Source organism: Acinetobacter sp. MYb191 (assembly GCF_037572605.1).
GTDB classification, from domain to species: Bacteria; Pseudomonadota; Gammaproteobacteria; order Pseudomonadales; family Moraxellaceae; genus Acinetobacter; species Acinetobacter johnsonii.
Window position 1 is genome coordinate 500,399 of the sequence record NZ_JBBGZP010000021.1, and the last position, 23,270, is coordinate 523,668.

Genomic DNA, 23,270 nt, shown 5'->3' on the forward strand with positions numbered 1-23,270 from the left:
ACAATCCCTGTCTCAATACGTCAAAAAATTGACTCATTACGTCAAGTTAGCATAAAAAAGCCACGGCAGAATAGCCCTATGAGCAATTTATTTGTTCATCAATTTTACGCTTCAAACACATAAAACGCTGGCGCGAATAAATGTAGCACATGGATATGAACACTACATTTTTCATCAAGGATAAAACAAGGAATACAAAATGAATTTTAAGAATGTAACTGTTGCTGGCAGTGGTGTACTCGGTTATCAAATTGCATTTCAAACCGCTTTTCATGGCTTTAAAGTGACTGTTTACGATATTAATGATGAAGTTCTTGATAAAGCCAAAGCTAAATTTTTTGAATTATCTGAATGCTACAAACAGGAAATGAATGCTACTCAAGAGCAACTCGATAACACATTTAACAATCTAAGCTATCAATCAAACCTTGCTGAAGCAGTCAAAGATGCAGATTTGATGATTGAAGCTGTACCTGAAGATCCAGCTATCAAGCGTGAGTTTTATGAAAAACTGAGTCAAGTGGCGCCTGAAAAAACAGTCTTTGCAACCAACACTTCGACATTGTTACCAAGTCAGTTTAAAGAAGTGACTGGACGCCCTGAAAAATTCTTAGCATTGCATTTTGCCAATAGAATTTGGGCACACAATATGGCAGAAATCATGGGCCATGACTCAACTGATAAAAAAGTATTTGATGACTTAGTTGAATTTGCCAAAGCCATCGACATGTTGCCAATTCCAATTTACAAAGAACAGCCGGGTTATGTGCTTAACAGTATATTGGTACCGTATTGCATCTCTGCATTGGAACTTTGGGTGAACAAAGTTTCTGATCCAGAAACCATTGATAAAACATGGATGAAAGCCTACATCTCTCCGAAAGGGCCTTTTGCAATCATGGATATGATCGGAATTACCACCGTCTATAATGTTGCAAAACTGTATCAGGATGCCAATCCAGCCATGATCCGTATCATGGAAAAACTACAAGCTGAATTTATTGATCTAGGCCATTTAGGTATGCCTACAGGTAAAGGGTTTTATAATTACCCAAATCCAGCATATGAGTCAGCTACCTTTTTAAAGGGCTAATGGCTTGAGATATCAACCTTACTATCAGTATTTTTGATATTTCAGCCTTTCCGCATACAGCTCAAACTAAAGCATCACTCTTTTTAGTGATTGCTTTAGTTTGTTCTCACAAGCATCAAAAAATAACTAAGACTTTAAGTTGCTTTAAAAAAATAGAACATACACCTTATAATAACTATTTCTCCTATCCCCGAATGCATTAAGCCCATGCCGTTCTTTTAAGAGCGTTAGGATGACTACTCTGCATACATTAATTTTTGCACTTTATACTCGTTATATCTATTTTTTGTATTTAGTTTAGATAAAATCTTATAAAGCACAAAATTTATGCAAATTATTATTTTTAAATAGATTAATTAAAAATAATATATTGTTTTCATTATAAAATTATAAACAAAATGCAAATTACTAATCTTTAAATAAGATAAGTATTGAACTTTTATGCTCTATATCGAATATTACTTTGTTGATATGATGTGCAAAATTTAACGATTGAGCAGAGATGTTTCTAGTGAGTTAAAAAAGTTAATCTTTTCCAAAGTGAAAGTACATATTCGACTGATATCGAATTGCACACTTGCAAAACTCACATTACAGTCATATGCATCAAATCAGGAATACCTGATTTAAAATCAATTGATCTCTCTATTGTTCAGCTAAGTTAAGCCTCGTTTGGATGCTTAATCGGGAAGAAAAAATGAAAAAAATTCTAGGAATTGCGCTGGGTTTATCTGTTGTTTTAACGGGTTGTAGCAAACCTGAAGCACCTGCAACAGATGCGGCTAAAACGGATACTGCAGCAGCTGAGCAAACAGTAACCATCGCATCGACTGGTTCTGATGCTGATATTTGGCGCCACATTGCAACTTTGCCAGAAACTAAAGCAGCTGGCTTAAAGTTAGACATTAAGAACTTCACTGACTATGTTGCAATGAACACTGCTGTTGCAAACAATGAAGTCGATGTCAACGCATTCCAATCTTATGCTTACCTTGTAGCATATAACGAAGCGAACACAGCGAAGATTGCCCCTCTTTCAACGACCTACCTAGAGCCAATGGGCATCTATTCAAGCAAAGTCAAAACACTGGCTGAATTTAAAAATGGTGCTACGATTGCAATTCCAAATGATGGTGCGAACGAATCACGTGCATTGTTATTATTACAATCTGCGGGTCTTGTGAAGTTAAAAAATGACTTTGACTTCGTGAAAGGCACTTCGAAAGACATCGTTGAAAACAACAAAGCTCTCGTCATCAAGCCTATTCAAATGGCAACGGCTGTACGTGTGAAAGACGAAGTTGATGCAATTGTTTTGGGTAATACCCTTGCAATGGAAGGTGGTCTAAACGTATTGAAAGATGCGATTTACTATGAACCAATCGATCAAACCACAAAAATGAACGTAAACGTTCTTGCGGTGGCTGAAGCGCGTCAAAATGACCCTGTACTGAAAAAAGTCGGTGAGCTTTACCATGTTGCTGCAGTAGGCAAATATGTTCAAGAACATTTTGGCGGCACAAAAATTGATGTGAACAAGCCAGTAAGCTACCTTACTCAAGCTAAATAGTAATATAATCAAATCAACGAAACAGGCAAAGTCTCTTTGCCTGTTTTTTCATTTTTGTGTAGTTTTTGACGATATGATTCAATTTAAAAACATTTCAAAGCACTATCAGTTGAAGGGCCAAACCATTCCTGCACTGGACCAAATCAATTTGGACATTCCAGAAGGCAGTATTTTTGGCGTTATTGGCTATAGTGGTGCAGGTAAAAGTACCCTCATTCGTTTGATCAATTTACTTGAACGCCCAACTCAAGGCCAAGTGATTATCAATCAAAAAGACTTTACTGCATTAGATGCAAAAGCATTACGTCAAGAACGTGCAAATATTGGCATGATTTTCCAGCATTTTAATTTACTGCAAACCAAAACCGTTGCAGCCAATATTGAAATGCCCATGAAACTTTTAGGTTATAGCAAAGCTGAACGTGAAAAACGTTTGAATGAGCTACTTGAGTTTATTGATCTCAAACACAAAAAAGAAGCTTATCCAGACGAGCTCTCGGGTGGTCAAAAACAACGTGTCGGTATTGCACGCGCGCTTGCCAACCATCCTAAAATATTACTTTGTGACGAAGCGACTTCTGCACTAGATCCACAAACCACTAAGTCAGTTTTAGACTTGCTCAAAAAAATCAATCAAGAGCAAGGCATTACCATCGTCATGGTGACACATGAAATGGATGTGATCCAAAGCATCTGCTCACATGTAGCCGTAATGGAACTTGGTAAAGTAGTTGAAACTGGAAAAACAGTGGACCTGTTTAGTCGTCCGCAACATGCAACGACACAGAATTTTATTCAAACGATTTTGCATCAACAACTACCGATTAAACTTCTGAATAACCTCGAACATAAGCATCATCATAGTATTTACCGCTTACAATTTCTTGGTAACTCTGCACACGAAACCGTTATTCAAAACTTAATTAAACAGTTTGATATTAGTCTCAATATCCTGTTTGCCAACATGATTGAAATTGATGGCAATGTGATTGGACAAATGTTTGTTCAGCTCTTGGGCGATGAAAGCCTGATTGCTGAAGCGGTTGAGTTTTTAAAACAACATGGTGTGGCTGTTGAACAATCAGGAGAGCTGGCATGAGAGATTTAATTGTCCAGTGGTTAACTCAAATCACAGCGCCTTTTTGGAAAAGCTCTTTATCGATTGACCAGTTTATTACTGCATTGCAAGAAACATTTCATATGGTGTTTTTTGCAATGCTGTTTGGCTGTATTTGGGGTTTTATTCAGGCCATTATTTTATTGGTCACACGTCCTGATGGTATTTTGCCAAACAAAGCGATTTATCACAGCCTGAACCCGATTGTGAATGCCTTACGCTCTCTACCCTTTATTATTTTACTGATTGCGGTTTTACCTTTAACCAAACTCATCGTCGGTACATCGATTGGTACGTGGGCTGCGATTGTTCCGCTCACCATTTATGTCGGACCATACATTGGTCGTTTGGTGGAAACTTCATTACTGGAAGTGAATGAAGGCATTATCGAATCTGCACAAGCAATGGGTGCAACTCCGCTACAAATCATCTTCAAATTTATTCTACCTGAAGCACGCAGTTCACTGATTTTAAACTTAACCACAGCCACGATTAGCTTAATTGGTGCAACCGCGATGGCCGGTGCAGTGGGTGCAGGCGGTATTGGTGACCTTGCTATTTCTTATGGTTATCAACGTTTTGACACCAGTGTCGTGATCCTCACGGTGATTGTGCTGTTGATCATGGTGCAAATTGTACAATCCGTTGGCGATTGGCTATCTAAACTACGCTAACAAAATTAAGCTCTCAATATTGGGAGCTTTTTTTCAGGTCTAAGTTTTATATAATCTGGCAAACAAAACTTTTAAAAGCTATAACGATGAAAATAACAACTCTATTGATCAGTCTAAGTCTTTTGCCGATGCTCAGTCATGCAGCTTCAAATCCCTATAACTACGTCACCAGTGTGAAAGTGAATCAGGTTGAACTCAATGCACCCGTGTCAGCACATCAAGTCAGTCAATTACTCGCTCATCCGAATGGAAAAACCAGCAAACTATATGCCGAATGTACAGGCAACTATGAATACAGTATTACAAGTACCCAACCCAAAAGCCTAAAGTTTGAGATTTTTAACGAAGATAATCCAAAGATTCAGACTGAAAAATTCTATAAAGACAAAACGAATTTCAAACAACTCGGTCAAACCAAAGGCCGTGTTTGGCTTGACTGGAAAAGCACTCAAGCCATGAGCGAAAATATACGCGTGCAAAATATTCAGATCACACCAAATTATACTTTACAGCAGTTTAAACAAGACTTTAAATACAGTGCACAAGGTATGGCAGCATCAGTTGAAGCCCAATTTTTGCTCTTGCAGCCCAAAGAAATCAAAGCCTTTCTAAAAGAACCGCAAGACTTTGCCCCACCCTACACGGCTTATCTCAACTTTGGTTTTAAAAATGGACGGTTAAGCAGCTTTGCCATTCAGCAAGCTGTGGCCTGCTAAAGGCTTTTATGCCAAGAAACAATGCGACTGACATTGCCTTTTCTAAGTCGTTTAGAACTTACTGACAATAAAATAAACAGTCCAAACACTGTGGCCTATTAAATTTTGCCAATTCATTTGAATCGCACTCAGAATGAAGGCAGAGCATGTTAAACTATTCAGCGGTTTTTGCAGGGACTCACTTATGCACTTTGTACATCTTGGTATTCATACAGAATTTTCAATCACAGAATCAATTGTACGTATACCTGATTTAGTCAAAGCTGCTAAGGCAGAAGGTATGCCAGCCCTTGCCATTACTGACTTATCTAACTTACACGCTGCTGTAAAATTTTATGGTAAATGCTTAGATAATGGCATCAAACCGATTATGGGTTCAGAAGTTCGCTTGAACGATGCTGAACATCGCGTGACATTATTGGCGATGAGCAATGTTGGCTGGCGTAATCTAACCGAACTGGTTTCAGAAGGTTTTATCCGAGGTCAACAGCTTGATATTCCTTGCGTTGCAAAAGACTGGATTTTAGAACAAAACCATGACCTGATTGCGCTACTTGGCATGCGATCTGATGTCGGCAAAATGCTCTGTACATCGAATCCGCAAAAAGCCGAACCTTTACTCGAAGAATGGATTGCAAAATTTGGCAATCGTGTTTATTTGGCTCTATGTCGAACAGAACGCTCAGGTGAAGATGACTTCAACTATGAAGCCTTAAAACTGGCTAAAAAATACAATATTGGTGTAGTTGCGCACAATGATGTGCACTTCATGAAAGAAATCGACTTTGAAGCACACGAAGCCCGAGTCTGTATTGCCGATGGTTATGTATTAGGGGATAACCGCCGACCAAAAAATTACTCTCCAGAGCAATATTTTAAATCTGGCCAACAAATGGCGGAATTATTTGCAGATATTCCATCTGCAATTGAAAATACTTATCAGATCGCGAAGCGTTGTAACGTTACCCTGCAATTAGGTAAATACTTCCTGCCTGACTACCCTATTCCTGAAGGCCATACCATTGACACCTACTTTGCACATTTATCCAAAGAAGGTTTAGAAGAGCGTTTAGACTTTTTATATCCACCAGAAACGCGTGATGAATACTGGCCTGAAAAACGTAAAGAATACGATGATCGTTTAGAGTATGAAATTGGGACCATTCTTAAAATGGGTTTTCCGGGCTATTTCTTGATTGTCATGGACTTCATCCAATGGTCCAAAGGTAATGGCGTTCCCGTTGGTCCAGGTCGTGGTTCAGGTGCAGGTTCACTTGTTGCATACAGCTTAAAAATTACGGACTTAGATCCTCTCCCATACGGGCTACTCTTCGAACGCTTCTTAAACCCAGAACGTGTTTCAATGCCCGATTTCGACGTCGATTTCTGTATTGCTGGTCGTGATCGTGTGATTGACTATGTGGCGCGTACATACGGACGCGATGCAGTATCACAAATTGCCACTTTCGGCACCATGGCAGCCAAAGGTGCCATTCGTGACGTGGCACGTGTCTTGGGTAAATCCTATGGTTTGGCAGACCGAATCTCAAAAATGATTCCGACCAAGCCTTTAGGTCTAAGCCTTGAAGAGTCGATTGAAGCAGAGCCACAGCTTAAAGATATTGTCACCAACCCATCCAACCCAGACAATGACGATGCTGCTGAAATTTGGGAAATGGCATTAAAACTCGAAGGCATTACCCGTAACACAGGTAAACACGCAGGTGGCGTGGTCATTTCCCCAACTAAAATTACCGACTTTTCTGCCGTCCTATGTGACGCAGATGGTACAGGCCGTGTTGCGCAGTACGATAAAGACGATGTTGAATCTGCAGGTCTAGTAAAGTTCGACTTCTTGGGTCTGCGTAACTTAACGGTCATTGAAGATGCCGTGAAGAATATCAATAAGCGCATTCAGTTAGATGTGCCTTTAGACATTGCGTTCATTCCGCTTGATGACAAAGATGCATACCTCATCTTTGCCAATGCCAACACCACAGCGGTCTTCCAGTTTGAATCCGTGGGCATGAAAAAAATGCTCAAGGAAGCACGTCCAAGCAAATTTGAAGAAATTATCGCCTTCGTATCCCTTTACCGTCCGGGTCCGATGGACCTGATTCCAGACTTTATCCACCGTATGCATGGTGGCGAGTTTGAATATCTCCATCCCCTACTTGAAGGTGTACTTGAGCCGACTTACGGCATTATGGTTTACCAAGAACAGGTAATGCAGGCAGCACAGTATTGTGCGGGCTATAGCTTGGGTGGTGCGGACTTACTACGTCGTGCTATGGGTAAGAAAAAGCCCGAAGAAATGGTCAAACAGCGCCAAATTTTTACGGAAGGTGCAGCGAAAAAAGACATTGATGCAGCCACTGCCAACCATATCTTTGACTATATGGAAAAATTCGCAGGTTATGGCTTTAACAAATCGCATGCCGCAGCTTATGCCTTAGTGGCCTATCAAACGGCATGGCTCAAAGCGCATTATCCAGCTGAATTCTTAGCAGCGGTGATGTCATCGGAAATGCAAAACACCGATAACGTGGTGTTCTTGATTGATGACTGTCGACACAATGATATAGAGGTATTGCCGCCTTCGGTTAATATGTCTATCTATCAATTCCATGCTTCGGACGACAAAACGATCGTTTATGGGCTCGGCGCAATTAAAGGTGTCGGTGAAGCGGCGATGCAGTCGGTCATTGACTCTCGTATTCAAGATGGGCCTTATCGTGATTTGTTTGATTTCTGCCATCGTATTGATCTGAAAAAAATCAATAAACGGACTTTAGAAGCATTGATTCGCTCAGGCGCTTTAGACTGTCTCGGCATTGAGCGCTCAAGTCTAATGGCACAGCTACCTGAAGCGGTACAAGCGGCAGATCAAGCTCGCTCAAACCGTGAAACAGGCATCATGGACTTGTTCGGTGAGGTTGAAGAAGTACAACGTAAACCTGCCAAACCTGTTAAACCTTGGTCAGATGAAGTCCGTCTCAAAGGTGAAAAAGACACTCTAGGGTTGTATTTAACCGGTCACCCAATTGATGTCTATCGCACTGAGTTGAAAGCGTTTATTCCAAACAAAATTAATGAACTTACCCCAACCCGTCGTGGTGTCACTACGGTTTTTGCAGGTCTCGTGGTCGATGTAGCCAACTTCCCGAACCGAATGATGGTGACCTTAGATGATGGTACCTCACGGATTGAAGTCTCTGCGAATCATGAACGCTTTATGCGTTTCAAAGACATCATTCAAAATGAAAAAGTGGTGGTAATTGAAGGTGAAATTTACGAGCGTGAAGGTTTTGACCGTCCAATGGGTCGCTTAACCAAAGCATTTACCCTAAATGAAATTCGTCAAAAACGCGCCAACTGTATTCAAATTCGTCTCGACCCAACACACAGCACAAAAACACTGAGCCAAGATTTAAAAAATATTCTTGCACCCTTTTGTAATGTCGATATGTGTAATCACATCCCGCTGCAATTGCTGTTGGACTACCCGTATGCCACGGCTGAATTGCACTTAGGGATTAATTGGAAAGTGGCACCGCAGGATGAACTGCTTTCTAAACTCCGTGACTATTTTGGTAAAGAAAATCTTCATGTGGAATATCAAGTCAAATCCAAAGCAGCCAAAGCGGTGAGCTATGAAGAAGCCAAACCGATAGATGTACCACCGCCACCTGCGGATATGAGCATGGATGATGCCATGGACTTATATCAAGCTGAAGTCGGTCAGTTCTCTTAATTATTTAAATTTTAAAGATTCATTGGAAAAATCATGAGCCAATTTGACAATGCCGCTGTTTCAGCGCATCTCTCCCATGTGCGTATTGTCATGGTCAATACTACACTCCCTGCGAACATTGGTAGCGCACTGCGTGCTATGAAAACGATGGGACTCTCAAAACTGGTTTTGGTTGCGCCAAAAACCTATCCGCATCCCAATATTGATGCTTTGGCAGCGGGTGCAACTGATTTAATCGAGCAGATTGAAATCGTTGAAACCCTTGCAGATGCCATCAAAGACTGCCATTTAGTGTTTGGTACCAGTGCGCGTAGTCGTACCATTCCTTGGCCTTTGCTTGACGCACGCCCTGCGGCTGAAAAATCAATTTCAGCAGTGGTGAATGATCAGCAAGAGGTTGCTGTTGTATTTGGCCGTGAAGACCGCGGACTGACCAATGAAGAACTGGCGATGGCCAACTACCACGTTACTATTCCAGTCAATACAGACTATGGCGTACTGAATGTAGCTCAAGCTATTCAGGTCATCTGTTATGAAATGCGTATGGCAACTTTGGCCGCTGTAGAAAGTGGTGAAGATGAAACTGCAACCATGCCTGTGACAGATACAGAGTCCATGCAGTGGGATGAGCCTTTGGTCACACATGAGCAAATGGAACAGTTCTATCCACACATTGAAAAAATGTTGGCTGAAATTGAATTTTTAGATCCAAAAAATCCACGATTATTGCCTTTACGCTTGCGTCGCCTTTTTGGACGTATACAATTAGATCGTATGGAATATCATTTACTTCGTGGTATTTTTAGTCGTGTACAAGCTTTAAATAACGGCACATGGAAAAAGTCAAATACGGATCAAACAGAGGATCAATCTAATGCTTAAACAGCTCAAAGAAGATATACAAGCTGTATTCGCGCGCGATCCTGCGGCACGAAACACTTTAGAAGTTCTAACCACATATCCAGGCATTCATGCCTTGATCATGCACCGTATGGCGCATGAGTTATGGAAAAAAGAATGTAAAGGCTCAGCACGTTTATTGTCTTCTTTTAGCCGTTTTGCAACAGGTATTGAAATTCACCCAGGTGCTAAAATTGGTCGTCGTTTTTTTATTGACCATGGCATGGGCGTCGTGATTGGTGAAACCGCTGAAATTGGTGACGATGTGACCCTATATCACGGTGTCACTTTAGGTGGAACCACATGGAATAAAGGCAAACGTCACCCAACCTTAGAAGACGGCGTGGTGGTTGGTGCTGGTGCTAAAATTTTAGGCCCTTTTACTGTCGGTAAAAATGCGAAAGTCGGCTCAAATGCAGTCGTCACCAAAGCTGTTCCAGCCGACACGACCGCAGTTGGTAACCCTGCACGCTTTATTTCTAAAGATAAACCGAAAGATGAAGCAGAAACACGTCGCCGCGATTATGCAGAAAGTATTGGTTTCCAACCTTATGCTGCAACGCAAGACCAGTCTGATCCAATTCTTGAAGGTATGCGTGTTCTACTTGACCGCATTCAGCTGAATGAGAAACGGATGAACACCCTATGCCAACGTTTGTCTTTGCTTGATCCAACTTTTAAAAAGCAACAACAAAATGAACAACCCTTTAGTGCTGAAGAATTGAAAATTTTGGAAGATGTACGCCGCGAATGTGAAGCTCAAAGCCTGCCATCCAATGACTAAACATGAAAAGTGTTAGTTTTTGAAAACCTGCCTATAGCAAACCTTGCATGTTCATCAGAGTTTTTTTAGACTGACGAACATGCCTTTTATACCACTTCTTAAAATAATGAATGGATGAACCTTATGATGCTTAAACCCTTAGCGGTTGCTGTTCTTGCTGTCTCGTTTTTAACAGCGTGTAGCTCAAACCCAACGAAGAACAATAGCGATACCATCGTTTTTACAGAGCCTGAATTAACTGCACCATTTTATGCACTCAATCCATTTAATTATGATGCGCCACCTCCATTTGAAATTAACTTAAAAAAAGCAGCGGCTCAACCCGTAACTAAAATGGAAGTGACTCGCTCTGACGACCCAACTAAAAAACTGGTTTTAGACACCAATAAACTGATTATTCCAACCGTAAACAGCAAAGACCGTCAGTTGAAGTTTGCCGTACTGGCGGGCGACAATGAAGTCGACATTACTGAAATTGATGACTTCTTACAGTTGGTTGAAGGCAAAGCACGCCACTACCCACCACGCTTTACAGAACGTCAGGAACGGAAAGGTTTTGAGTTAAAACTAAAAGAAGTAACACAACAGCTCGATACGTTAGCATCAAAAGACAATGCTTCATTTGATGTATTGGTTCGTGCATTCAAAGCCAGCGTTATGGCACGTAATTTAGACCTTGGTTCAGTCTATACCACCAAGTCTTTGGCTTATGCACAGCGTATTTTAAAAATTAACCAAGAAGACCCTGAAGCAAACTTCTGGTTCGGTTTTGCTTTGTCTGAAGGTGGTGGTCAACGTGAAGCAATGCCATACCTCGATAAAGCAATGAAATCTGGTGTTCAAGAAGCCTATTTAGCGACAGCAAATAACTACATCGCGATGGAACAAAAGAAAAATGCGGTACAAACCTTGAAAAACTACAAGCTGAAATATCCGCAAGAAGCTGAAGTTGCGGATCGCTTGATTAATGAAATTGAAAAACAAGGTCGTTGGAATGTTTGGCAAGTTCTAAATACTGCAAAATAATCCCATCATTTATGATGCATCTAAAAATAGACCGAATTTTCGGTCTATTTTTATTTTAGGCGAATTGATAAATCCGAGAATTATCGTATGATTTAAAAAATTCAAAAGAATAAACGGTAGTCGACGCTTTTTATGCCTAAATACATCCGTAGCACCTTGATGATGACCACTCTCGTTTCGCTTTTGAGTGGTTGCCAAGTGGTCAGTGTGAAAAATCAATCACTGAACGTCACGATTACCAATGAGCGTGAGAGTATTTTAACGCGGGATAAGCTCAGTGAAGCGAGTCTAAACGTGCTGTCTATGACAGGCCGAGAAGCAAAAATCTGTTCAGAGCAACCTGAAGAATGTGTCAGCGAACTCAAACAAATTCCACAAATTCAAGATGAACAGCTCCTCTCTACTGCCAGCGAACTCTATCTCGCTAAAGCACTTTCCTTAGAAAAATCATCAGCCTGTAAAGTGAGTATTTTAGCCAAGACCCAGTCTGAAGAAAAACAGGCGCTGCAAAAACAAAACTACCAAAACTGCCTAGATCAACAACTTGGTATGCTGGATAAAAGCATTCGCTACAGTTATGCCTACATGTTTAACACCAAACGTGGTCCCCAAGACCGTATTTTTGATAACCGACAAGTCCAACTGCGTGACTTTTATAACCAAGCTATCGCTAAGCTTGTAAATAGTTATGGCTTACGCCATGGGCCATCTGAAGTCGGCAATCAAATAAAAGTGGGGCAAAGTATTTACCGTATTAATTATGACAACTACCCACTTTTAAAAAACCGTCAAGTTGAACAACTGATGTCAACTTACAATATGAACTTTTCAGGCCTACGCTCTATCACACGTCGCGATGGTTTTGGGTCAGAGTTTCTGATTGTCCTCCCACCCGAGCACAACGATACCTCACCCGAAAAAGCCAAATATATTGTCGATCCATTACATTATCAGTATACCAATGGTCGTAATCCTAACATTCACAATGCTCGTTATTTGGCGGCAACCATTACCGCACAGCCACGCTCTGCATCCAGTATCGATGAGATCTTAAACAACCCTGAGTTTGAAATCTCAGCTTATGATCCCTATAAGTTTGAATCTGCGAAAATTGCAGGCAAAAGCTATCCTCTTGCTGCGAACTTTTCTGCACCTTATGGCTTATGGTTAGCACAGAACAACTTAGGCAAAGCCGCGTATTTATCACTGATTGATCGTGACGCACGTCTCACCATGCCGCACCTATACATGCTTGAGCCGTACAACCCAAATAAAAAAGTGGTGGTACTCGTTCACGGACTAGCCAGCAGCCCAGAGGCCTGGATTCGTCTGACGAATGATGTCATGGGCGATCCCGTACTACGTGAGCACTATCAAGTCTGGCAAGTGTTCTACTCGACCAATATGCCAATTTTAGAAAGTCGTTTCCAAATCTATGCAATCATTCAACAAAGTTTTAATTTGGTCGATAGCAAAGCGCCTGCCAAAAAGGATGCCGTGCTAGTGGGTCATAGTATGGGCGGTATTATTGCGCGGCTTTTGGTGAGCGATGCTGACTTAACCCCTGCGGCAATGAAACTGCTACCCAATCGACGTGTGCAACAATTTAAAAATGACCCTCTGTTTAAATCCCGCCTCGATATTCAACCGATTCCAAACTTTAGTCGGGCCATTTTCTTGGCAGCGCCACATCGTGGGACAGAGTTTGCTGACCGCTGGTTTACCCTTGCGGCACGTAAAGTCATTCGTCTACCAGGTGCGTTTTTGGGGGCACTGACCGATGTTATACAAAGTAGTGACCCTGACCTACAAGCCTTCATTAAAGATGTCGATAATGGACTCATTCAAAATGGGCCAAGTGATCTCAGTAAAAACTCTAACTTTACTCGGTTAACTAAAAATGTCGTTCCATACAAAGGCATGAAATTCCACAGCATCATGGGGAATGCGACCAAAAGTGATGACCTCAATATCATTACAGACGATGTCGTGCCTTATACGAGTGCCCATCTGGATGGTGCATTGTCTGAGAAAATTATTAAAGGTGGACATTCTATTCAAGAAACGCCTGAAGCCGTTCTTGAGTTACGTCGTATCCTGCGGTTGCACCTGACTGAACTCGGTTTGTATAAGCCTTAAATCTTAAAAAGCCTAAACAGATGTTTAGGCTTTTTTATTTTTGCTTTACGCCTAACGCCTACAGCAATAATCACTTAGCTGTTTAACAACTGTTCGCTTTATAGATGATTTATTGTTTAGTCGTTTTCAATTTTGCTAAGATATTGCCATTCATACAATAGCTGTTCATAGCGCATAAATACACACGGTAAGCGGTGTCGCTCGGTCTATTTTTATATTGTGCATTTTCAAAGATTTAAGGATTTCACCTACATGAGCAATTCGGGAATCATAACTGATTTGTCCACCCTCACTCCCATGATGCAACAGTACATGGGCGTCAAAATGCAACATCCGCACTCTTTGATGTTCTATCGTATGGGTGACTTCTACGAGCTATTTTTTGAAGATGCACACAAGGCCGCTAAACTTCTCGGAATTACCCTGACCCATCGTGGCAAAGCCAATGGTCAACCCATCCCTATGGCAGGTGTTCCTTACCATGCAGCTGAAGGCTACCTTGCTCGCTTGGTGAAAAAAGGCGAAACCGTCGTTATTTGCGAGCAAATTGGTGAAGTTACAGGTAAGGCCCCTGTTGAACGTGGCGTTGTCCGGATTATTACACCAGGTACGCTGACTGACGATGCCTTACTGACTGCACATCAAAGTTCAAACCTTGTGGCGCTTTGCGTACAACAAAATGAAATTGGTATTGCGCTGTTAGATTTAAGTGCAGGTTTATTCAAAGTTCAGCAACAAGAGTTTCAGCTTGAGCAACTCGGTATTGAACTATCTCGCCTCATGCCAAGTGAAATTTTGGTCGATGAAAATATTGTCGACCCCAATATCATTGAACACATTAAAAAACTGCTCGACTGCCCTGTGACACGCCGTCCGAATGTCGACTTTAACCTAAACAATGCACAAAAAACTTTATGTGATCAGTTTGCAGTATCGACTTTAGCCGGTTTCGGTATTGACCATTTGCCACTTGCCAAAGCAGCAGCAGCATCCCTGATTCATTATGCCAAAGAAACGCAAAAAACAGCCTTACCGCATATTCGCTCTATTCAGCTTGAACAAAGCGGTGATTTCATTGCGCTTGACCCTGTGACACGTAGAAACTTAGAGCTAGTTGAGCCTCTGTTTGAACACGGCACGTCATTATTCCAACTCATCAATGACTGTCAAACGGCAATGGGTGGACGTTTACTTAGTCGTACACTGATGCAACCGTTACGTGATACCAAGCTCTTAGACGCACGTTTAGATGCCACCAAGAGTCTTGTGGATGGTTACCATGAATCACCAGTCCGTTTAGTATTAAAAGAGATTGGAGACATTGAACGTGTTCTCAGCCGTGTGGCTTTAGGAAGTGCCCGTCCACGTGACTTAGTGCAGCTGCGTCAAGCCTGTGCGCAAGTCCCTTATCTACGTCATGCCATTCAACCCGTGATCCAAAGCAAACAGTCCGCACTCATTACCCAATTGAATGAGGAATTGGGTGATTTCCATGGCTTACATCAACGTTTAATGTCTGCCATCGTTGAACATCCACCTGTGCTTTTACGAGATGGAAATGTAATAGCGGAAGGTTTCGATCATGAACTCGATGAACTGCGTAAAATCCGCGATCATGCAGGACAGTACTTGATCGATCTTGAAATTCAAGAACGTCAAAATACTGGAATTTCGACCTTAAAAATTGGCTACAACCGTGTCAGTGGGTACTACATTGAACTGACCCGTGCACAAGCCGAGCAAGCGCCTGATCACTACATTCGACGTCAAACCTTGAAAAATGCTGAGCGTTATATCACGCCTGAGCTGAAAACCTTTGAAGACAAGGTGCTTTCAAGTGAATCCCGTGCATTAGCTCGCGAAAAAATGCTGTTCGAAATGCTTTTAGATGAACTCCGCGCCGACATTGGTCATTTACAAATGATGAGCAGCGCTATTGCGCAAATCGACCTCTTAGCCAACTTTGCACATCAGGCTCGCTTACGCAATTGGTCACGTCCTGAGTATAGCCCAGAAATTGGGGTTAAAATTATTGCGGGACGTCATCCAGTGGTTGAGGCTTTGAACAAAGCTACATTTACACCGAATGACACGACACTTGATTTCAACCACCGTATGGCCATTATTACTGGTCCTAACATGGGCGGTAAATCAACCTTTATGCGTCAAACGGCTTTAATTAGCCTATTGGCCTATTGTGGCTCATATGTACCTGCCCAATCGGCAGTATTAGGTCCAATTGACCGAATCTTTACCCGTATTGGCTCTGCAGATGACCTATCTACAGGCAAATCGACCTTTATGGTGGAAATGACTGAGACCTCGCAAATCCTGCATCATGCAACCAATCAGTCACTGGTTCTGATGGATGAAGTTGGTCGTGGCACCAGTACCTATGATGGTTTATCTTTGGCATGGGCTTGCGTACTCGACTTAACCAAACGTATTAAATGTTTATGTTTATTTGCCACACACTACTTTGAACTGACCGAGCTGGCCAAAGAAACTGCTATTGATAACTACCATGTCACCGCAAAAGAACTCAACGGTAATCTCATTTTGTTACATAAAGTCCAGCATGGGCCTGCAAGCCAAAGTCACGGCTTACAGGTAGCAAAATTGGCGGGTATTCCTGCCAGTGTGATCAAAGAAGCACAAAATCGTCTGAAAATTTTAGAGAAGCAACAACTGCAAAAACCTAAAGTCGTTCAAAATGATTTGTTTGCTGCAATAGAAACGCCTGAACTTGAAATCATTGAACGTGTGGTCGAAATTGAAAAGCCTTCTGCCGCACTTGAACTACTCAAAAGCATTGATGTCGATAACTTAAGCCCACGTGAAGCTTTACAGCAGCTTTATGCATTAAAAGATCAGTTACATTCATAGTGGTTCTCTATTTTTGTAATCCATCTAGACCGTCAAAATGACGGTCTTTTTTATTGTCAAAAGCAGTTTTCAGCAGAATGTTCAGTTTTTATCAAATTTAACAGCCGTGCATATAACAAATATCAATAAAAGCAATTGTTAGTTGGTGCTGTTTTTGCCTAAAATACACATTAGTTATTAGAACCATATTTTTAGGTAGCCTTCGCCATGACCTTTGTTGTCACTGAAAATTGTATTAAATGTAAATATCAAGACTGCGTAGAAGTTTGCCCAGTAGACTGTTTCTATGAAGGTCCAAACTTTCTAGTGATCAATCCAGATGAATGTATCGATTGCGCACTTTGTGAACCTGAATGTCCAGCAAATGCAATTTTCTCTGAAGATGAACTGCCAGAAGGTCAAGAAGTATTTATTGAACTAAATGCTGAGTTATCACAAACTTGGCCGAACATTACCCAGATTGGTGACCAACCTGCTGACCGTGAAGAATGGAACGGTAAAGCAGATAAGTTACAATACTTAGAAAAGTAAGCCAGAAAAAGATCAGCATAAGCTGATCTTTTTTTATACCTAAAACACACATTTGATTGCAATATTTCCAATTTTTCCTCACAAATTTGGATTAAAATAATAGGCGTATTTTTTAAATATTTGATTTCTATAATGAAGAAATTTTTAAAGGGATTATTTGCGGTTAGCATAATCCCCTTGGTGATGATTGGCTGTACGACTTCATCTCACAAAGGCCAGACCATCACAACTCCTGATGGAAAACGTATTTTTATCCCACAAGAGAAAATTAGTTTTGACCGCCCTGCTCCACCTAAAATTATTCCTTATACCTACAATGCTTGGATGTCTGTCGGTGACACGCTAGCACGCGTACGTGAGTATGAAGTTTTTCTTGAACGCAATGGTGTGGGAAATATCATCCCAAGCTTTGAACTGCTCAGAACAGCACGTGACTGGCAAAAATGTGGTCGTTCACAATATATGATCCCAAACCGTGAACTTTGGAAAAACCAAATTGCGACCTTAAAAGTATTTAAATATTTAGTTGCAGCCAAAGTACTAACCGATTTTGAAGTCACTTCTGTTTATCGTGATCTGCCTTTAAACCAATGTGCTGGCGGTGCAAACTCGTCACGCCACTTATTCAATTCTGCCATCGATTTTCGAATTGGGTCTGAAAACCCACAACCTGAAGATTATGCTTATATTGAAAATACAAAATATCGACTATGCCAATTTTGGACCCAACATGGTCAGAGCTTGAACATGGGCTTAGGTTTATATGCTTCTGGTCAGATTCACATTGATACCCAAGGATATCGTACATGGGGCCCAGACCTCAGTCGCAATTCTTCGATGTGTAGTTACTAGTTTTTAAAAATGAAAAGAGGTCAATATGACCTCTTTTTTTGAGCATTGATTTCAACAAATATGGTCGGAAAAATTGCACTCTGAAAATAAAAGTTTAAAATGCTCCACATCGCAACCAAGGTGAACATGCTATGCAACAAATGTGGACAGAGATTGATAACTATATCGATGCACATTTAATTCCTGAAGACCCCATTCTACTGCAAACTTTAGAAAATACAGAGAAGCATGGTTTTCCAGATCACTTAGCTGTTGCACCGAACCAAGGCATGCTTTTACAAATGTTGATTCAAATGAATCAATGTAAACGTGTGTTGGAGCTCGGAACTTTTGCTGCCTATAGCACCATGTGGTTAGCGCGCGCTTTACCTGAAGATGGTTATATTTTAACGATTGAAGGGCGTGATACGCATGCCGCAATGGGTCAAGAAAATATCGACAAAGCTCAGCTCAAACAAACCATTGAACTCAAATGTGGACGTGCAGCAGATATCCTTAAATCACTGCCCGCAGACATTGAACCTTTCGACTTTATTTTCATTGATGCCGATAAACAAAGCTACCCAGAGTATTTGGAATTAAGCCTGAACCTATCTCATTCAGGTACTTTGATTTTTCTCGATAACGTAATTCGTGCAGGCGATATTATCAATCCTGAAAATCATAAACCAAGTATTGAAGGGATTCGAGATATGTTCAAAGCGATGCAAAACCATCCAAAAATTTTGTCGTGCACAGCACTTCAAACTGTCGGCAGCAAAGGACATGATGGCTTTGCCTTAGCCATTGTAAAATAAGCTAAAACTTAGATTAAAAAACAATCGATTAATTTAAGCTTATATAAATTATAAACTTACATTTACTGTCCATATAGTTATCCACAATTAATGCGGATAACTATGGATAAAACAGTTCCAATTTAGAGAAATCACTCTAAATTAACGGGCCACCAGTAAGGGAACTTTAGCATTCCTAAAAATGGTGGTTGCAATGCTGCCCAAGAAGAACTGATGAATTTTACTGTGGCTAAATGCACCGAGCACGATCAGTTGTATACCATGTTCATTTTGGTATTCCAGAATATTCTCAGCCACGTCGCCATAACGATATTCTGTAATCACATCCAAATTCGCATCTTTCAAATACTGTTCAGGCTCTCTTAAAATTTCAGGGTGGTCACCGACATAGACCAAATGGCATTGTAAGAGGCGCAGTAGATCACTTTGCGCAATCCGCTTCATCATCTTCACACACGTCGGTGAATACTCATAAGCAAAAATAAAGCGCGTAGGTGGTTTAAAGCTATCGCCTACTGTCATGACGGTACAGTTTGCGCCACGGATAAAGTTCTCAACATTACTGCCCAATGGTTTATTGCGTTCAGCCGATTTCTCACCCACACGGCCAATCACCACAATGTCATCTTCATGCAATAAGTTAAAACTTTGCTCTAGAAAGTCACCCTTTTCTTGAATATGCGTTGTATGCAGGCCATGCGTTTCAAGAATGAGTTTAGAAATATGATCGAGTAAATTATTGCTATAACTGAGCGCAAGTTCACTTTGTTTTTGCTCTAATTCAGCCAGCTCTTTGAGCAACATTGCATTGCTTTCAAATCCAATTACCCCGCTAATTTCACCTAAGTGATAACTTGCAGGATAATAATCCAAAACTTGTAAAAGGACCAATTCCCGCCCCGTCTGTTTTGCAATCCATGCCGCAGCTTCTGCTAGGGCATTGATACAAGGGGAAGAATCAATACATGCAATGACTCGTTTCATTATCGCCTCTCATTACACCGCATTTGGTATAAGGTCTCATTGTTGTTCTAAACTTAGCATATCTTTTTTTTTGATGGCAGGTTTTTATGTAATTAAGTATTGATAAGTGTTCACTTTTCTTTGATATCTTAATCACGTAAACGAATAAACTGAGCAGGATTGCCAGCAACAATCGATTGTTCAGCTATATCTTTAGTCACCATGCTATTCATCCCCACCACAGCATGTGCACCAATTTTCACCCCATCTTTCACGCCCACATGCGCACCCAACCAAACATCCCGTCCAATTTCTATCCCTTGTGAGCGCACAGGCTGTTGATAAATCGGATCGCTAAGTGCCATACCATGATCAAAGGCATATAAGTGACAATAAGCCGCAATACGCACTTGATCATGTAACTTAATCCCCACACGACCACCATCCAAAATACAATGATGGTTAATCGCAACTTCGCTGCCGATCTCTAGAGGCCCATGCAAAGTACAATCGGCAGCAATAAAAGTGTTGTCCCCAATGACAATTTTGCGGCCAGGCTCTGCAAAAATGTGTGCCAATGGAGAAATAAAACAGTTTTGACCAATTTCAACGGTTTCCATTTCCATTAAATAAGCTTGGTATTCTTGCTGCCATGCTTCAGCCCACACACGGTTTTTAGGCTTGAGCGACCAATATAACCAGGGCATATAGTTTAAGCGGTGCTTATGCTGCTCACGATATTTTAATAAGGGATCAGTCATGATGGCCATCCACAATTTTTAACGCTTCACGTCCACGGGTCACATCTTGTATTTTAAGTGCGAGCGCTTCAATCTGATGCACTTGTAATAATGCTTCTACAAGTACGCCATCCGCAGTATATTGCTCATTAAACTCAATCTGCTGGCTATTCAGCTCGTACTGGAAAATTGCCCATTCATTAAATTGGCAGGCAAAATGCACTTTTTTCTTTTCAATGAGTTCAATTTTTTCAGCCAACAGTAAACACTGTCCTGCTGTTCCACCATAAGCACGTACCAGCCCGCCTGTGCCTAACTTGACGCCACCATACCAACGATTGACTAAAACCAAAACATTGGTCAGTTCATTGCCTTCAATGGTCGCTAAAATAGGGCGACCTGCAGTACCCGAAGGTTCACCGTCATCATTAAAACGAACATTATGACCAATTTTCCATGCCCAGCACTGATGTGTGGTGCTGATATCTTTATATTGCTCTAGAAAATCTTTAACGGCTTGTTCATTTTCTACAGGCACAGCAAAAGCTTGAAAACGACTTTTTTTAATGTCTTCTTCATAGCTCACTAAACTAGAGATGGCAAATGGCATAGCGTAATTTTTAAAAGTTTCACAAAAAATTATAACGTATTTTCAATCAGCTATCGTATGAAAATGGCTTTTCGCTTTAAGCCCATACAAAATAAACAGATATGCATACTGTGGAACATGCTGAAAAAGCGATTTCAAAAGGATGATAGAGCACACAGTTTGAATATAAGGGAATGCCCTATTCTTAATTCAATACAAAGCGATGGATTAAAAATATGAGAGGGAAATCTGCGCCAATTATTTTCATTGGCGCAGAAAAAGCTTATACAGTGAAGTCATCACCAAGGTAAACTTGACGCACGGTTTCATTGGCTAAGATTTCATCTGGAGAACCTTCAGCAATCACCGCACCCTCACTCACGATATAAGCACGTTCACAAATCGCCAAAGTCTCACGAACGTTATGATCCGTAATAAGAACTCCAATACCACGGTCTTTTAGAGTACGAATAATATCTTTAATGTCACCCACTGAAATTGGGTCAACCCCAGCAAAAGGCTCATCGAGCAACATAAATTTTGGATCGGCTGCCAGTGCACGTGCAATTTCAGCACGACGACGTTCACCACCAGACACACTCATACCCAATGAATCTTTAATATGGCTAATTTTGAAATCGGCCAGCAACTCATGCAAACGCTGTTTACGTTGTTCTTTGTTCAGGTCTTTACGCGTTTCCAAAATCGACATAATATTTTCAGAAATGGTGAGTTTTCTAAAAATTGAGGCTTCTTGAGGTAAGTAACCAATACCTTTACGCGCACGTTCATGCATGGCCAAATCAGACATGTCTAGGTCATCAAGATGAATTTCACCTTTGTCCATACGCACCAGTCCAACCACCATATAGAAGCTGGTGGTTTTCCCTGCACCATTGGGGCCAAGTAAACCTACGATTTGTCCGCTTTGCATGCTAAAAGATACATCTTTCACTACCCAACGCTTACTGTAGTTTTTCGCGAGATGCTTAATACATAGTGTTTGTGGCTGATTGAGAGTTTGCTCCATTAGTCACGCGCTCCCGGGAAGGATTGAGAACCTGAAGGTGGAATCACAATTTGAACACGACCACTCGACGAACCACTGTTGTTTGGTGTGCCAATCGCTTCAATGTCACCTTTATTCATACTATAGCGCAATGTATTACCGCGAATACTGGCACCATCTTGCTCTAGAAGAGCACTGCCCGATAAGGTAATAATGCCTGTTTCCGCATTATAAATAATCTTTTGCGCCTGACCTTTGGCAATACCTTTATTGGTACTGACTTGCTGCTGGAAACGTGCAGGCTTACCATTGGCCGTAATGGTACTAATTTGGCGAGTTTGATTTAAATTGGCAACAATCGAATCCGCTTGTAGTTTCATCGTGCCTTGTTCAATGATGACATTGCCGGTGTACGTCGTTACACCCGTTTTTTCATTAAAAGTTGCACGATCTGCCACCAGCGAAATCGCTTTACTACGGTCACTTGGCAGCGCCAAAGCAAAAGTTGAAACAGCCACACCTAAACTCAGTGCAAGTGTTTGCTTGAGGAAAGTTTTCGAAATAGAAAATTTTGGATTATGGTTCATACTTCCCTCGAATATGGAAAAAGTCATATTGACCCGTATTTAAATTCGCTTTTAAGCCCTGACTGACAAATTCTGCTTGTGGTGTCGTGACAACCACTTGATGCTGAGATTCCAATTCACGCGTATTTGGAAACGCGGTCAGTTCTGCAGTCTCAAACTGCATCTGACCTTGATCCAACATTTTCTTTGCAACCACTTGATTTGTCAGAACGACTTTTTCGTTGTCGTTGATACCATTGGCTTGCTTGGCATAGAAAGTCGCATCCACTTTTCCATCTTTATAGGTCTCAGCATTTAAGTTCTCTAACTTAGAGGTCTTCTTTTGCATATCCTGCTCAAGACGGTCTACTTTTGCGCGGACGTATAAATTACCCTGCTCATCTGTTTGAGTCAGTTGGATCTGCTCAGCAGAATAGGTCATGCTTTGAGCACCATCGACCTCGAGCTTTTGCCCTTTTCCGCTGTAATAGTAATAACCACTACTGATAGCCGCAATGGCTACAGCAGTGATATATAAAACTTTAGTATCCATAAATGTTAACT

The 23,270-nt window shown here is 41.2% G+C and carries 20 protein-coding genes; 14 read left to right on the forward strand and 6 right to left on the reverse strand.

Annotated features, from left to right (window positions below; genetic code table 11):
* Positions 1 to 199 precede the first annotated feature (199 nt).
* From WH214_RS16105 to WH214_RS16170, 14 genes are all read left to right on the forward strand, one after another.
* Complete coding sequence (locus tag WH214_RS16105; RefSeq protein WP_339422497.1) at positions 200 to 1,093, forward strand: 3-hydroxyacyl-CoA dehydrogenase; 894 nt, start codon at positions 200 to 202, stop codon at positions 1,091 to 1,093.
* Between the two features lie 697 nt (positions 1,094 to 1,790).
* Positions 1,791 to 2,663 carry a MetQ/NlpA family ABC transporter substrate-binding protein gene (locus WH214_RS16110; protein WP_004982088.1) on the forward strand — a complete coding sequence of 291 codons (873 nt, stop codon included), beginning with the start codon at positions 1,791 to 1,793 and terminating at the stop codon, positions 2,661 to 2,663.
* 73 nt (positions 2,664 to 2,736) lie between these two features.
* Positions 2,737 to 3,762, forward strand: coding sequence for a methionine ABC transporter ATP-binding protein (locus WH214_RS16115; protein WP_126037103.1), 1,026 nt, complete (start codon positions 2,737 to 2,739; stop codon positions 3,760 to 3,762).
* Positions 3,759 to 4,454, forward strand: coding sequence for a methionine ABC transporter permease (locus WH214_RS16120; protein ID WP_004696373.1), 696 nt, complete (start codon positions 3,759 to 3,761; stop codon positions 4,452 to 4,454). The genes WH214_RS16115 and WH214_RS16120 overlap by 4 nt, the downstream gene beginning before the upstream one ends.
* A gap of 86 nt (positions 4,455 to 4,540) precedes the next feature.
* Positions 4,541 to 5,170, forward strand: a complete 630-nt coding sequence (locus WH214_RS16125) for a hypothetical protein (RefSeq protein ID WP_339422496.1) — start codon at positions 4,541 to 4,543, stop codon at positions 5,168 to 5,170.
* A 184-nt stretch (positions 5,171 to 5,354) separates the two neighbouring features.
* Complete coding sequence (gene dnaE, locus WH214_RS16130) at positions 5,355 to 8,924, forward strand: DNA polymerase III subunit alpha (RefSeq protein WP_339422495.1); 3,570 nt, start codon at positions 5,355 to 5,357, stop codon at positions 8,922 to 8,924.
* Positions 8,925 to 8,957: 33 nt separating this feature from the next.
* On the forward strand, positions 8,958 to 9,806 hold the full coding sequence (locus WH214_RS16135; protein WP_195728086.1) for an RNA methyltransferase: 849 nt from the start codon (positions 8,958 to 8,960) through the stop codon (positions 9,804 to 9,806).
* Positions 9,799 to 10,608, forward strand: coding sequence for a serine O-acetyltransferase (gene cysE / locus WH214_RS16140; RefSeq protein ID WP_004696365.1), 810 nt, complete (start codon positions 9,799 to 9,801; stop codon positions 10,606 to 10,608). The genes WH214_RS16135 and cysE overlap by 8 nt, the downstream gene beginning before the upstream one ends.
* A 123-nt stretch (positions 10,609 to 10,731) precedes the next feature.
* Positions 10,732 to 11,634 carry an ABUW_2363 family tetratricopeptide repeat lipoprotein gene (locus tag WH214_RS16145; RefSeq protein ID WP_339422494.1) on the forward strand — a complete coding sequence of 301 codons (903 nt, stop codon included), beginning with the start codon at positions 10,732 to 10,734 and terminating at the stop codon, positions 11,632 to 11,634.
* A gap of 132 nt (positions 11,635 to 11,766) precedes the next feature.
* A complete protein-coding gene (locus tag WH214_RS16150; protein ID WP_114836576.1) occupies positions 11,767 to 13,773 on the forward strand; it encodes an esterase/lipase family protein in 2,007 nt (668 codons plus the stop codon).
* Between the two features lie 252 nt (positions 13,774 to 14,025).
* On the forward strand, positions 14,026 to 16,659 hold the full coding sequence (gene mutS, locus WH214_RS16155; RefSeq protein ID WP_339422493.1) for a DNA mismatch repair protein MutS: 2,634 nt from the start codon (positions 14,026 to 14,028) through the stop codon (positions 16,657 to 16,659).
* A 207-nt stretch (positions 16,660 to 16,866) separates the two neighbouring features.
* Positions 16,867 to 17,190, forward strand: a complete 324-nt coding sequence (gene fdxA / locus WH214_RS16160) for a ferredoxin FdxA (RefSeq protein ID WP_004696359.1) — start codon at positions 16,867 to 16,869, stop codon at positions 17,188 to 17,190.
* A gap of 132 nt (positions 17,191 to 17,322) precedes the next feature.
* Positions 17,323 to 18,042 carry a D-Ala-D-Ala carboxypeptidase family metallohydrolase gene (locus WH214_RS16165; protein WP_004982106.1) on the forward strand — a complete coding sequence of 240 codons (720 nt, stop codon included), beginning with the start codon at positions 17,323 to 17,325 and terminating at the stop codon, positions 18,040 to 18,042.
* Positions 18,043 to 18,173: 131 nt separating this feature from the next.
* Positions 18,174 to 18,839, forward strand: coding sequence for an O-methyltransferase (locus tag WH214_RS16170; RefSeq protein ID WP_010327063.1), 666 nt, complete (start codon positions 18,174 to 18,176; stop codon positions 18,837 to 18,839).
* A gap of 141 nt (positions 18,840 to 18,980) precedes the next feature.
* On the opposite strand, the gene WH214_RS16175 is transcribed toward WH214_RS16170, so the two are convergent.
* The 6 genes from WH214_RS16175 to lptC all read right to left on the reverse strand — a co-directional run bounded on the left by WH214_RS16175 (position 18,981) and on the right by lptC (position 23,259).
* Positions 18,981 to 19,823: a universal stress protein gene (locus WH214_RS16175; RefSeq protein WP_004696353.1), complete on the reverse strand. Its 843-nt coding sequence runs from the start codon at positions 19,821 to 19,823 to the stop codon at positions 18,981 to 18,983.
* A 128-nt stretch (positions 19,824 to 19,951) separates the two neighbouring features.
* Entirely contained in the window at positions 19,952 to 20,563 is a 612-nt protein-coding gene (locus WH214_RS16180; RefSeq protein WP_125273462.1) for an acyltransferase, read from the reverse strand.
* The gene (locus WH214_RS16185) at positions 20,556 to 21,152 is read right to left on the reverse strand and encodes an IMPACT family protein (RefSeq protein ID WP_339422492.1); all 597 of its coding nucleotides are present in this window, start codon (positions 21,150 to 21,152) and stop codon (positions 20,556 to 20,558) included. Before WH214_RS16185 ends, WH214_RS16180 begins: the two co-directional genes overlap by 8 nt.
* 262 nt (positions 21,153 to 21,414) lie before the next feature.
* Entirely contained in the window at positions 21,415 to 22,161 is a 747-nt protein-coding gene (gene lptB / locus WH214_RS16190; protein WP_004696348.1) for an LPS export ABC transporter ATP-binding protein, read from the reverse strand.
* Positions 22,161 to 22,727, reverse strand: coding sequence for a lipopolysaccharide transport periplasmic protein LptA (lptA, locus tag WH214_RS16195; RefSeq protein WP_004696346.1), 567 nt, complete (start codon positions 22,725 to 22,727; stop codon positions 22,161 to 22,163). Before lptA ends, lptB begins: the two co-directional genes overlap by 1 nt.
* Complete coding sequence (lptC, locus tag WH214_RS16200; protein ID WP_339422491.1) at positions 22,717 to 23,259, reverse strand: LPS export ABC transporter periplasmic protein LptC; 543 nt, start codon at positions 23,257 to 23,259, stop codon at positions 22,717 to 22,719. Before lptC ends, lptA begins: the two co-directional genes overlap by 11 nt.
* Between the last annotated feature and the right edge of the window lie 11 nt (positions 23,260 to 23,270).